Raw genomic sequence first — 13,416 nt, forward strand, 5'->3', positions numbered from 1 at the left:
CTATTGAGTCTTAAACAAGTTCTCAATAGTTTTTCTTTTTGATTTTATTTTAAAAGTTTAAATAATCCTCTATATTTCGCAAATAATAAATTCATAATACATAAGATGGAGGAAAAGGATTATGAAAAAAATAGTAACATTATTATTAGCAGCTTTTTTATTTATGGTTTCAGCATTACCCTTAAATGTAAATGCAGCTGAAAATGTAAGCATAGGAAAACCTTGCTTAAGTCAAAAGGCAGTTGATTTTAAACAAGAACAAAGAAAGCTATGGAGCGATCACGTTTTTTGGACCAGAAATTACATTATAAGTGACTTGGCTAACCTTGAAGATAAGGGTAAAGTATTAGAAAGACTTCTTAGAAATCAAGATGATATCGGTGCACTTTATAAACCATATTATGGGGAAGAAAATTCAAAAAAGCTTACTGCTTTATTAAAGGAACACATACAGCTTGCAGGTCAAGTTGTAGATGCTGCTAAAGCTTCTAATAAAGCTGATTTAGACAAATATAATAAGCTGTGGTACGAGAACGCGGATAAAATAGCAAGCTTCTTAAGTAGTGCAAACCCAAATTGGTCAAAGCCTGTTCTACAAGAAATGTTATATAAGCACTTGCAGTTAACAGCAGCAGAAGCTGTCTCAAGATTGAATAAGAATTGGGATGCTGACATTGCAGCCTTTGACAAAGGTTATACTCACATCTTAAACTTTGCCGATGTGCTTTCAGATGGAGTTGTAAAACAATTTCCTGATAAATTTAAATAACATGGATTTATATCCTGGATAGATTAGTAATATAACAAATTTCTGGGTAGAATTAAACTACTAAAAATATATTCAAGTAACAGAAACAATTTCTTTATAGTTTAACCAATAAATTCAAGAGAGCAGCTTGCTCTCTTTTCTATTGCTGATTAAATGAGTTTTAAATATATTTGAATATTTGGAATTATATGATATATAATTATATAAATAGACAATTTATATGATTTTATGGAGGTGTGAACGTGCAGGATAAGAAAAAGGTTATAAAAGAAATTAGAAGCTGGTTTTTTACAATTTTAGGAGCATTTTTTATTGTAACTTTACTTAATAGCAAGGTTTTTGCTAAAGTTCAAGTACAACAAAGTTCTATGGAAAATACATTGTTCACAAATCAGCAATTGATAGTAGATAAATTGAGTTATAACTTTTCAGAACCTAAACGGGGAGATATTATTATATTTCTTGAAAATGAAGAAAAAGGAACTGTTATTGATGACACATTAAGAAATATAAATAGTATGGTATCTCTATTTAATGGTGTAAAGGAAGTAACTGAATCACATAATAGATTAGTAAAAAGGGTAATCGGTATTGAAGGCGATGAAATTGATATTAAGGATGGATATGTCTACATAAATGGTAATAAACTTGAAGAATCATATGTTAAGGGAAAAACTTTAAATGGAGATTTTAAACTTCCTGCTAAAGTTGGACATAACAAATTATTTGTTTTGGGTGATAACAGACCAGTTAGTAAAGATAGCAGGAAGTTTGGCCTTATAGATATTGATCAAGTAGAGGGAAAAGCAATTTATAGAGTCTATCCCTTTGATAAGATTGGTAATTTAAAGTAGATTACAGCTAAATAAGAGTAATTATGCCAAAAGTATTGAAATTTTTTAGTAAGCAGTTTATAATATATTTTGTTAAACAACGAAAATATTACTTTAATATCTGGGTATGGCGCAGATGGTAGCGCGCTAGAATGGGGTTCTAGAGGTCGCAAGTTCAAATCTTGTTACCCAGACCAAACTATGATAATCCGAACCTAATTGCTGGATAAGGTTCGGATTTGTGCTGTATTTTAAGAATTTATAGGTTTGTTAGAAAATAAATTTTTCACTTGTAAACCTCTAATAAACTGTTTATAATAAGTATAATAAAATATTGTATTACAGTGATGATAAAAGCTATAGTTTATGAATCTCTACAGAGAGCCGGTGGTTGGTGTGAACCGGTGAGAGGTTAAGCCTTCCACTTTTGTAGCTGTCGGTGATGAGCCGTAGGGTAGCGCCCTTTATAGCACCTTCGAGTGGTTGGCAAACTAGCTGACAATTTGGGTGGCAACGCGGAATCCTTCCGTCCCATATTATTTATATGGGACGGAGGGATTTTTATTTTTCTAAATAAATAGTGATAAAAACGCACTTAATTAAGGAGGAAAATATGTTAGATATCAAATTTTTACGCACAAATCCAGAGGTTGTAAAAGACAATATTAAGAAGAAATTTCAAGAACAAAAGTTAACAATGGTTGATGAAGTGATTAAGCTCGATGAGGAATATCGAGATGCAAAGTCAAGAGGGGATGCTCTTAGAAATCAACGGAATTTAATTAGTAAAGAAATTGGCATTTTGATGTCCAAAGGGCTTAAGGAAGAGGCTGCGCAAGTCAAGGTTAAGATTGCAGCTATTGCTGAGGAGCTTACGGAATTAGAAATGTTGGAAAATAAACTTGAGGCTCAAATTCATGATAGAATGTTGATTATTCCCAATATCATTGATCCTACGGTACCAATAGGTAAAGATGATAGTGAAAATGTTGAAATTGAACGTTTTGGAGAACCTGTTGTACCTGATTTTGAGGTACCATATCATACAGATATTATGGAAAAACTCCATGGTATTGACCTCGACAGTGCAAGAAAAACTAGTGGGAATGGGTTCTATTATCTCTGTGGTGATATTGCACGACTGCATTCTGCAATTCTCAGCTATGCGCGTGATTTTATGATTGATAGAGGGTTCATTTACTATATTCCACCTTTTATGATACGCAGTAATGTTGTAAACGGGGTTATGAGTTTTTCTGAAATGGAAAATATGATGTATAAAATAGAGGGTGAAGATTTATATCTGGTTGGAACAAGCGAGCATTCTATGATAGGTAAATTTATTGACACAATTTTGGATGAAGAACAGCTCCCTCAAACATTAACCAGCTATTCTCCATGCTTTCGTAAAGAGGTAGGGGCACATGGTATAGAAGAACGAGGAGTATATCGCATTCATCAATTTGAAAAGCAGGAAATGGTCGTCCTTTGCAAAACAGAAGAAAGTGCTCTGTGGTTCAATAAACTATATCAGCATACCGTTGATTTTTTTCGCTCCTTAGATATTCCTGTACGTACCTTAGAATGTTGTTCTGGGGACCTGGCGGATTTAAAAGTAAAGAGTATTGATGTAGAAGCATGGTCTCCTAGACAGCAAAAATATTTTGAAGTTGGAAGCTGCTCTAATTTAGGTGATGCACAGGCTCGCAGATTAGGCATTCGAGTTAGAAACAAAGAAAAGGGAAACTACTTACCGCATACACTGAACAATACAGTTGTTGCACCGCCGCGCATGTTGATAGCATTTTTAGAAAACAATTTAAATGCGGATGGTTCAGTCACAATTCCAAAACCACTTGCAATGTATATGGGTGGTAAAGAAATCATTAAACCATAATAAGTAAAACAATAAGGAATGGAGCAGAATCATATTATGGTAGCAGGGGCTTCCGTGGCTCTCTTAGGGTCTAAATATTGGCTAGAAGCTGGTAAAGCCTTGATATAACAAGGCTTTTAAATTTTATATAAATATTTAGCTAATCATTTGGGTGTATAATGGATGTATATAAAGTTAGGGGTAATTGTAATTGCTGTAATAGTACAATTTATGATAGTATAATAAAAAGGATAGATAAATTATAAGGTATCGGCCTTACTATTACAAAAGAACATTAATAAATTACGGAGGGCATAATGTTTGATAAATTTAAGTTTAAAATAAATAAAAAATACGCAACCATCTCTCTTTATGTAATAATTACAACCTTAATAATTTTTATATTGGCAAGGGCAACTTTTCAAATTGAAAGTATTTTAAAAGCAGTAACTACGGCTTTTAAGTATATAGGCAAAATGCTAACTCCTGTATTTGTTGGAATTATTATTGCATATATTATTAACCCTTTAGTTGAATTAATTGAGATCTTGCTTAGAAAAACAAAGTTTTTAAAGTTTAAAAATGAGAAGAAGTATAGAACCATTGCCGTTTTTGCTTGTGTGCTGCTTATAATTTTAGTTGTATTTTTTCTAATTGGAACCTTTATTTTTAGTATTACAAAGCAAATTTCTAATATGAACTTTGATAGGGTAATTGGTATTATTACCAGTTACATAAATGGATTCTCAGACTCTTTAAAGAATATTGAAGGAAAGTTACAAAGCATGCATTTAGAATCCAAGGCGCTAGAACAATATGCAGCACAATTTTCTACTGCACTTATTACTTGGTTAAATAATTTTGCTGATAATCTAGCATCAAACACCATGAATATATCTGGATATATTTCTAATTTTGTTTTTGGACTTATCATAGCAGTTTACTTATTATTGGATAAGGATGATTTTATACAATATGCTAATAAATTCTCAAAAGCAATGTTTTCAGATAAAACTTCAAAAATAATTAAGAGCTATTTGCATGACTTTGATGAGATTTTTTCAGGCTTTATAAGAGGCACACTATTAGATGTACTTTTCATGTGTGTAGCCTTAAGTGTATCTTTAGGCATTATAGGAATTAAATTTGGTGTTCTAATAGGTTTTCTTGCAAGCCTTTGTCATTTAATTCCTTATTTTGGTCCAATTGTTGCCTTTGCAGGTACCATAATTTTTGGATTACTAAATGCTCAATATAGTCAAGTTGTTATAGCGATTATAGTTTTATTTATTATTCTTCAAATAGATGCTAATATTATTCAACCAAAACTTCTTGGCAGTAAATTATCTCTAAAGCCAATATTTATTTTGATATCTATAATTATTGGAGCTGATATAGCAGGGGTTTTAGGTATGGTGCTGGCAGTACCTGTTGCTGCATTAATAAAGTTATTTTTAAAGAGAATAATAGATGAACGAATCAGGGAAAAAGAATTGATAGAAAGTCAAAATTAACTTAATATATTTTAAACTAAAGGCATCCATATAAGTTATTACTTATTTATTATATATAAGTAATAACTCATATAGATGCCTTTAATTATTTTATAGTAAAATTAGATAATTTTACTATAAAAATAGTATATATACTTTCTCTTTATTGTATGTTTATACAACAAATTTAGAAATTATTTGTATTTTAACGTTGTAAACAGTCATTTTAGTAGTAAAAGTCAATTATTTTACTTAGTAAAATAATTGACTTTTACTATATTCAGTTGTAATATAATATTATAATAAGTAAACGTTTCAAATAATCCCACTAATTTAGAAGTAAGTATATAGAATTAATTGTTTGAAAACTTATAAGATTTAATTTTATAAGTTTGAGATATACATATTTATTAAAGGATACAAATTTAAAAATTAAGGGGGAACGTAAAAAATGAAAACCAAAAAAGTATTAACACTAGTTATGACTACTGTCTTAACGCTAAGTTTATTATCAGGCTGTGGTAATAATTCAGCACAGACTGGCACAACTGGAAAAAGTAATGAAAAGACTACCATAAGGTTTGCAACTTGGGATTCTGATGACACACTATCACTTCAGCAAAAAATAGTTGATAAATTTAACAGCGAGAACAAAGACGTAAATGTAGTTCTAGAGAGCTATGGTAATGACTATGATACAAAGATTGCAGCTGGAATTGGGGCAAATGATGCTCCAGATGTAATGTATATGTGGAATTATCCTCAATATGGGGATGCACTTGAACCTTTAGATAGTTATATTAAAAAAGAAGGACAAGCCTATAAGGACAACTTCTATGAAGCTCTATGGAACTATAATTCCTCAAAGGGAAAGGTTCTTGGAATGCCAGTAGGTTATACAACTCATGTAGTTTATTATAATAAGGATTTATTCGATAAGGCTGGTGTTTCTTATCCAACTGATGGCTGGACATGGCAGGATCTTAAGGATGCAGCAAAAAAACTTACAAATAAGAATGAAAAGGTTTATGGCTTTGCCTTTTCAGGAAAACCAGACCCATACGATTTTGAGATGTATCTTTGGAATAATGGAACTCAATATGTAGGAAAAGATGGAAAGCTTGAAGGAAATCTAAATAGTGATAAAGCTGTAGAAACGCTAAGCATGTTCCAAAGTATGGAGAAAGACGGTATAGCAATTGCATCTGAGGGCTCTGGATCGGATGAAATGAAAAGCGGAAAGGCTGCAATGTTTATAAACGGCTCTTGGTCATTAGATACTTTAAAAAGTGCTAAAATTAATTTCGGCGTAGCTACATTACCTGTATTTGAAAAGGGTAAGAAATCCATAAGCATTATAAGTTCATCAGGAGTTTCAATATCAAAGACTTCTAAGAATAAGGAAGCTGCATGGAAATTCGTAAAATATTGGACCTCAGAGGAAGCAAACAAAGCAAGAATCGGATATGAAATACCAGTATTAAAATCTGTTGCTAAATCAGAAAATCTAATAAATGACAAGACCTATTCAGTATTCTATACAATGCTTAACCAAAGCGAAGGCTATACACCATCTTCATTTAAGATGGATAAATGGAGTCAAGTATCGGATAAATTGTCACTGGTTTTTGAACAGGTATTTAATACAAGCAGTTTAAAGAATCCAAAAACAGCACTTGATGAAGCTGTAAAATAGAACACTATAAAGAATTATCCCGCTTTATACGGGATAATTCTTTAAACTAAATATGGAGGTTTACATATGGAACAAACCAGAGAGATAAAAATCAAGAGACGAAGATTTTTAAGTAATATAACACCTTATCTTTTTATTTCCCCATGGATAATTGGATTTCTTGTATTTACTTTGGTACCACTTATATTTTCTTTAGTAATCAGCCTATATAATTGGCCTGTTATAGGAAAAAAACAATTCGTGGGCCTAAGTAATTACATAAATATGTTTACTGCAGATCCACAATTTTTTAAGTCCCTTATTATAACCTTAAAATTTGCTTTAATATTTGTACCATTAAATCTAATTTTAGCTCTTATACTAGCTCTACTTATAACACGTCCTGTAAAAGGAGTAAAAGTATTTAGAACTATTTTTTATATACCTACTGTAGTTTCAGGAGTAGCAATTTCAATTATTTGGGGATGGATATTAAATTCTCAATATGGAATCTTAAATTATATTTTTTCTTTTATAGGCATTAGTGGACCAAAGTGGCTTACAGATCCTAAATGGGCAATTATAGCCATAGTTATAGCAAGTGCCTGGGGAGTTGGCACAATGATGCTGATATTCTATACCGCAATTAGCAGTATTTCAAAAGATATGTATGAGGCAGCTTATATTGATGGAGCATCACCACTGCGCTCTTTTTTTTCCATCACACTTCCTCTCATTACTCCAACATTGCTATTTAACCTTATTACCTCAACCATCACAGCTCTTCAGCAATTGACCTTAGCACTCTTACTTACAAATGGAGGACCAATGAAATCCACTTATTTTTATGGACTTTATGTTTATAATAATGCATTTAAACAGTTCAAGCTTGGTTATGCAAGCGCTAATGCATGGTTTATGTTTATTGTTATATTAATTTTAACAGCTACTATTTTTAAATCTTCTTCCGCATGGGTTTTCTATGAAAATGAAATGGCTGTTAATAAAAAAGGAGGTAATAAGAAATGAAGATAAGTAAAACACAAAAGATAATAATATACACTTTTTTAATATTATTTACACTTTACTTTCTATTTCCTTTTGTATGGATGATTCTTACAGCCTTTAAAACTGAAGGAGAGGCGTTTACATATCCACCAAAAATATTTCCTAGTATATGGCACTTTGATAACTTTATTAAGGCCTGGAATTCTCAGCCTTTCTATTCATATTTTAAAAATTCTGTGATTGTAACAGTACTTACTACAATTGGCCAGCTTATTTCTTGTTCACTTGTAGCCTATGGTTTTGCAAGGTATGAGTTTAAGGGTAAAAATATTTTATTTGTTTTACTTCTCTCCACAATGATGATTCCCTGGGATGTAACAATGATACCACAATATATGGAATTTAAGGCCTTTGGTTGGATTAATACCTTGAAAACTCTTATTGTACCAGCTTTTTTTGGCTCAGCTTATAACATATTTCTTTTGAGACAGTTTTTGATGGGAATTCCTAGAGACTTTGAAGAGGCAGCAAGAATAGATGGAGCAAATGACTTTCAAATTTTTTCAAGGATATTTGTTCCGCTTATGAAACCGCCTTTAATACTAATAGGTGTGCTTAATATTCTACTTGTATGGAATGATTATCTTGGTCCACTTATTTTCCTTCAGGACAGAACAAAATATACTTTGGCCTTAGGCTTAGCCTCCTTTAAGGGAGTTCACACTATGCAAATAATACCTATTATGGCTATTACAATTGTCATGATAATACCACCAATTATTGTTTTTGCATTTGCTCAAAAATATATTGTAGAAGGTATTAGCGGTGGTATAAAACAATAATGGAAGGAGTAACTTTATGCAGCGCATGATGAAAGATTGGGAAAATAATAATTTGCTTCACATAAATAGAAAAGAAAGTAGGGCATACTTTTACGGGTACAAATCCACAGATAGAGCTTTAACCTCTGATGAAGTTAAAAGTTATGGGATAATAAAGCTTGATGGACTATGGAAATTTATGTTTCTTCGGGCCCCAGAGTTATCTCCTGAAAATTTTTATAAAAATGAATTTGATGCTTCAAATTGGAATGATATTATGGTACCAGGGAATTGGCAGGTTCAGGGATATGGAAAAATGCATTATACAGATGTTTATTATCCTTTTCCTATAAATCCTCCATATGTTCCAACAGAAAATCCTACAGGAATTTATAAGCGAAATTTTAAACTTAATAGTGATTGGGTAAAAAATCGTACCATACTAAGATTTCACGGAGTGGACAGTAGTTTTAACTTATGGATAAATGGGTTTTCAGCAGGCTTTTGCAAAGGAAGCAGGGTGACTTCTGAATTTGATATAACCTCATTTGTTAAAGAAGGCAAAAATGATATTACAGTAAGAGTTTATCAATGGTCTGACGGTACATATCTTGAAGATCAGGATATGTGGTGGCTCAGCGGAATATTTAGAAATGTGGAATTAATAAATGAACCATATATTTGCATTGAAGATATTACTGTTATTACAGATTTTGATGATGATTATAAAGATTCAATGTTGAAGCTTGATATGCTTTGCTCAAATTACAACACTTTAAATATTGGTGGACTAAGTTTAAAGTTTAGTTTATACAACATGAAAAATGAAAATATATGTGAATTTGAATCTAAGGATATTGCTATAGAAAAAGAAAATAATGTTAATATATTTATAGAGGAAAAAATATTATGTCCTAATAAATGGACAGCTGAGACTCCATATTTATATAAACTTATAATAGAACTTGCAGATTTAGCTGGAGAAACAATTTATTCAGTGCCAGTTAAAATTGGTTTTAGAAAAATAGAGCTTATAGATGGCAACTTCAATATAAATGGAAAGACAATAATGCTAAATGGAGTAAATAGGCATGATTTCAGTGCTGAAGCAGGAAGAACTGTAACAAAAGAGAGTATGCTGGATGATGTTCGGCTAATGAAGCAGCATAATATAAATGCAGTTAGAACCTCACATTATCCAAATCATCCTTATTTTTATGAGCTCTGTGATATTTATGGACTTTATGTAATAGATGAAGCAGATCTTGAGTGTCATGGCTTTGAACTTACAGGAGATTATAATTGGATAAGTAATAACAGCTGCTGGGAAAAAGCTTACGTAGATAGAGCTGAACGAATGGTAAAAAGGGATAAGAATCACCCTTCAATTATAATGTGGTCACTGGGTAATGAATCCGGCTTTGGATGCAATTTTACAGCCATGTCACAGGCCTGTAGAAGCTTAGATAATACAAGACTTATACATTATGAAGGAGATAGTGATGCAGTTATAAGTGATATATATAGCACCATGTATACTAGACTTAATAAGCTTGAGAAAATAGGTGAAGATGAGAAAGGTAAAAAGCCTCATATACTTTGTGAATATGGCCATGCCATGGGAAACGGTCCTGGCGGTCTTAAGGAATATCAAGAGGTGTTTAGAAAATACAAAAGACTACAGGGCGGCTTTATATGGGAATGGTTTGATCATGGTATAAAGCAAAGAAACAGTGATGGAATTGAATACTATGCCTATGGCGGGGAGTTTGGTGACTACCCTCATAACGGAAACTTTTGTATTGATGGACTTATATTTCCTGACAGAAAGCCTTCTCCAGCTCTTTTAGAGTATAAGAAGGTTATTGAACCTATTAGTACCTATGCTGTAGATCTTAAAAAAGGGATAATTAAAGTTAAAAATCTATATGATTTTATTGATTTAACACATATTGATTTAAAGTGGAAGGTTTCTTTTGACGAAAATATACTTGATACAGGAACTATTCATCTCGGCAAAATTAATCCTGTGGAAGAAAAAGAAATTAAAATTCCAATTGATATAAAGAATGTAGCGGTAAATACAGATTATTGGCTTAATTTAACCTATGTTTCAAAAGAAGATGAATTATGGGCAGAAGCTGGACATGAGATAACCTTTGAACAGTTTAAGCTTCCAATGTTTGAAGTAAATAAATCCATGCGCCCAGTAAAAGAGCAATTGGCAGTAAAAGAAAGTGAAGGAAGACTCATTATATCAGGCAGTGAATTTAAGGTTATTTTTAACAAAGTGTTTGGCTGCCTTGAGGAGTATTGGTATAAAAGCAAGAAAATTATTGAGAAGGGACCAAGCTTAAATTTTTGGCGTGCCCCTATAGATAATGACATGTATCTTACACCGGACTGGAAAGAAAAATATTTTCTTCATATGATGCAGGAAATGCTGGAATATATGGAATATGAAAATGAGGGCTCCAAAGTTTTAATTAAAATAGGTGTACACATTGCGCCTCCAAATCAAGGGTGGGCATTTAAGGCGGTATACAATTATACAATATGTTCCAATGGCGATATAAAACTTAAAGTTACAGGTCGTCCTTATAGAGATGAGCTAAATATGCCTAATGTAATTCCAAGGATAGGTCTTGAGCTATATGTAAATAAGGATTTTAATAGCACAGTATGGTATGGAAGAGGACCTGGTGAATCCTATAGTGACAGTAAGCTGTCAAGTAAGATTGGAATATTTAGAAATAAGGTAGAAAATATGCATACAGCCTATGTATATCCTCAAGAAAATGGAAATCATACTGATGTAAATTGGATGAGCCTTATGGATTCAAATACTGGACTTTTCATAATTTCCGATAAAACCTTTGATTTTACAGCACATGATTATAAAAAGGAAGCCTTAGAAGCAGCAAAGCATCAGCATGAAATAAAAAAAGCTGACTTTATTGTATTAAATCTTGATTATTTACAAAATGGTCTTGGAAGTGCAAGTTGTGGTCAGGATCAGCTTCCACAATATAAGTTAACTCCTAGAGAATTTAACTTTGAATTTGAACTATCACTTTATAATAAAGAAAAAATAAATGCTGTAAATTATAGTAAAATCAGATATGAAGACTAATTTGGTTAATAAACATTTGAGAGGTGATAGTTGTGGAACTTGATATAAGTAGAGTACCTTTTAGCAGGTACGGATCATACTTTGTTTATTCTATTGATCCAAAGTCTGGTGAATTGCTTTTAAGAGATGTTCACGGCGGCGATGAAGCTGAAAGCACAGTATTTAAAATTGATGTAATAAAAAAAGGAAATAAAGTACCTTACAAGGTTAAAGTTAGCGAAACAAAGCTAACTTTAACAAACTCTGAAAATATAGAGGAACAAATTAATATTTGTATAAGTGAAGAGGACATGATCCATATTGAAGGAAGCGGAATTGGACTTAGATTTAATGCAGTTAAGACACGATATGATAATGTTCTAAGATATGCAAAAGATAAGTGGGAATATCATTTTTATTCAAAGGAAATTAAGATGATGTTTAGCCTATTAGATGGAAATGTGTCTCTAAAGGCGCCTTGGAATATAGTTGGAAATGAAAGTATAGTAATGGAGGTTGAACCTTTAAAGGACTATATGCATCTAGTTATAGAGAGTTATAAAACGGTATGGGAAAATAAAGAATTTGAAAGCTATGAAATAGCTCAAAAAAAGGTGGATTCTTGTTATGAAACTTGGTTTAAAAGCATGGCAGAGGTGCCAGAAAAATATAATACCTCAAAAGAACTAGCAAGCTATATAACCTGGTCCTGTGTCGTTCACCCTGAGGGTGAATTAACTCGGTATGCTATGTATATGTCTAAGAATTGGATGTATAACATATGGAGCTGGGATAATTGCTTTAATGCAATGATGCTAAGCATAAATCATCCTGAACTTGCCTTAGATCAATTATTATTATTTATAGATAAACAGGATCCTTCCGGAATTTATCCGGATTTCATAAATGATAAGTTTAGCTCCTTTAGCTGCTGTAAGCCACCTATTCACGCCTGGGCTTTTAGTAAATTAAGAGAAAATAATAGTTTTTTTAATAGAAAAGATGTTGTAGAATTAATGTATGAATCACTATCAAATGCAACGGAATATTGGCTAGTTCATAGAAGACGAAATAAAAATTCTCTTCCCTTATACAATCATGGCAATGATTCAGGTTGGGATAATGCCTCAGTTTTCCACATGGGAATTCCAGTTGAAGCTCCTGATTTAGCAGCCCATCTTATACGTCAGATGGATATTTTATCTAAGATGGCTGATGAGCTTGGTAAAATCGAAGAAAAGAATATGTGGAAGATAAAAGCAGATGACTTATATGTGCTTTTAATGAATCACCTTTTGAAAGAAGATGGTTTTTCTGCTATATTATATGACTCAGTTGAAAAGGAAATACCATATAGAAACAGCCTTTTATTAAGGCTTCCTATAGTTATTGGCTATAGACTTCCATCTGAAATTAAGGCTAAAATTGTTACAAGTTTAAAAGAAGATTTTGAAACAGACTTTGGTCTTGCTACGGAATCTCATAGAAGCCCATTGTACAAAGAAGATGGCTATTGGCTTGGGCCAGTATGGGCACCGGTAATGTATCTTATAATAGATGCTTTAAATTCCTGTGGGTATTCAGCTCTTGCTAAGGATTATGCTAAGCGTTTTTGCAATGCAACTCTTATAGGAGGTATGGCAGAAAATTTTGATCCATTTACAGGCAAGGGCTTGGTTGATCCAGCTTTTACTTGGACCTCCAGCGTCTTTTTAATGCTGGGAAGAGAGTATTTATAATTGGAGGTTAAAGTCCTAAATGGACTTTAACGAGTGGTTTGCGAGTGAAAACGAGTATGCTAAACCACTCAGTGTTTCCGACTAAAGGAG

General features: G+C 32.3%; 9 protein-coding genes, 1 tRNA gene and 1 other annotated feature. All 10 genes read left to right on the forward strand.

The window, feature by feature from the left end; genetic code table 11:
• The first annotated feature begins 121 nt into the window (after positions 1-121).
• Positions 122-769 (forward strand): glycosyltransferase, encoded by a 648-nt coding sequence (locus ACJDUH_RS08535; protein ID WP_406764728.1) that lies wholly within the window; start codon positions 122-124, stop codon positions 767-769.
• 242 nt (positions 770-1,011) lie between these two features.
• The gene (gene lepB / locus ACJDUH_RS08540; RefSeq protein WP_406764729.1) at positions 1,012-1,623 is read left to right on the forward strand and encodes a signal peptidase I; all 612 of its coding nucleotides are present in this window, start codon (positions 1,012-1,014) and stop codon (positions 1,621-1,623) included.
• A gap of 100 nt (positions 1,624-1,723) precedes the next feature.
• Positions 1,724-1,799: transfer RNA gene (locus ACJDUH_RS08545), tRNA-Pro, on the forward strand.
• Positions 1,800-1,940: 141 nt separating this feature from the next.
• Positions 1,941-2,139: a binding site (T-box leader), on the forward strand.
• Between the two features lie 76 nt (positions 2,140-2,215).
• Complete coding sequence (serS, locus tag ACJDUH_RS08550; protein WP_406764730.1) at positions 2,216-3,499, forward strand: serine--tRNA ligase; 1,284 nt, start codon at positions 2,216-2,218, stop codon at positions 3,497-3,499.
• Positions 3,500-3,795: 296 nt separating this feature from the next.
• The gene (locus ACJDUH_RS08555; protein WP_406764731.1) at positions 3,796-4,992 is read left to right on the forward strand and encodes an AI-2E family transporter; all 1,197 of its coding nucleotides are present in this window, start codon (positions 3,796-3,798) and stop codon (positions 4,990-4,992) included.
• A gap of 430 nt (positions 4,993-5,422) precedes the next feature.
• Positions 5,423-6,667, forward strand: coding sequence for an ABC transporter substrate-binding protein (locus ACJDUH_RS08560; RefSeq protein WP_406764732.1), 1,245 nt, complete (start codon positions 5,423-5,425; stop codon positions 6,665-6,667).
• Positions 6,668-6,733: 66 nt separating this feature from the next.
• The gene (locus ACJDUH_RS08565; RefSeq protein ID WP_406764733.1) at positions 6,734-7,675 is read left to right on the forward strand and encodes a carbohydrate ABC transporter permease; all 942 of its coding nucleotides are present in this window, start codon (positions 6,734-6,736) and stop codon (positions 7,673-7,675) included.
• Entirely contained in the window at positions 7,672-8,496 is an 825-nt protein-coding gene (locus ACJDUH_RS08570; protein WP_406764734.1) for a carbohydrate ABC transporter permease, read from the forward strand. Before ACJDUH_RS08565 ends, ACJDUH_RS08570 begins: the two co-directional genes overlap by 4 nt.
• Positions 8,497-8,512: 16 nt before the next feature.
• Positions 8,513-11,608 carry a beta-galactosidase subunit alpha gene (gene ebgA / locus ACJDUH_RS08575; RefSeq protein WP_406764735.1) on the forward strand — a complete coding sequence of 1,032 codons (3,096 nt, stop codon included), beginning with the start codon at positions 8,513-8,515 and terminating at the stop codon, positions 11,606-11,608.
• Between the two features lie 32 nt (positions 11,609-11,640).
• Complete coding sequence (locus ACJDUH_RS08580; protein WP_406764736.1) at positions 11,641-13,326, forward strand: amylo-alpha-1,6-glucosidase; 1,686 nt, start codon at positions 11,641-11,643, stop codon at positions 13,324-13,326.
• Positions 13,327-13,416: the final 90 nt, after the last annotated feature.

Source organism: Candidatus Clostridium radicumherbarum (assembly GCF_045310525.1).
In the GTDB taxonomy this organism is placed as follows: Bacteria; Bacillota; Clostridia; order Clostridiales; family Clostridiaceae; genus Clostridium_AT; species Clostridium_AT radicumherbarum.

Bases quoted from the DNA above. Each gene is read 5' to 3' on its own strand.
- ACJDUH_RS08535 (WP_406764728.1), top strand. From the start codon at position 122: ATGAAAAAAATAGTAACATTATTATTAGCAGCTTTTTTATTTATGGTT.
- serS (WP_406764730.1), top strand. From the start codon at position 2,216: ATGTTAGATATCAAATTTTTACGCACAAATCCAGAGGTTGTAAAAGAC.
- ACJDUH_RS08555 (WP_406764731.1), top strand. From the start codon at position 3,796: ATGTTTGATAAATTTAAGTTTAAAATAAATAAAAAATACGCAACCATC.
- ACJDUH_RS08560 (WP_406764732.1), top strand. From the start codon at position 5,423: ATGAAAACCAAAAAAGTATTAACACTAGTTATGACTACTGTCTTAACG.
- ACJDUH_RS08565 (WP_406764733.1), top strand. From the start codon at position 6,734: ATGGAACAAACCAGAGAGATAAAAATCAAGAGACGAAGATTTTTAAGT.
- ACJDUH_RS08570 (WP_406764734.1), top strand. From the start codon at position 7,672: ATGAAGATAAGTAAAACACAAAAGATAATAATATACACTTTTTTAATA.
- ebgA (WP_406764735.1), top strand. From the start codon at position 8,513: ATGCAGCGCATGATGAAAGATTGGGAAAATAATAATTTGCTTCACATA.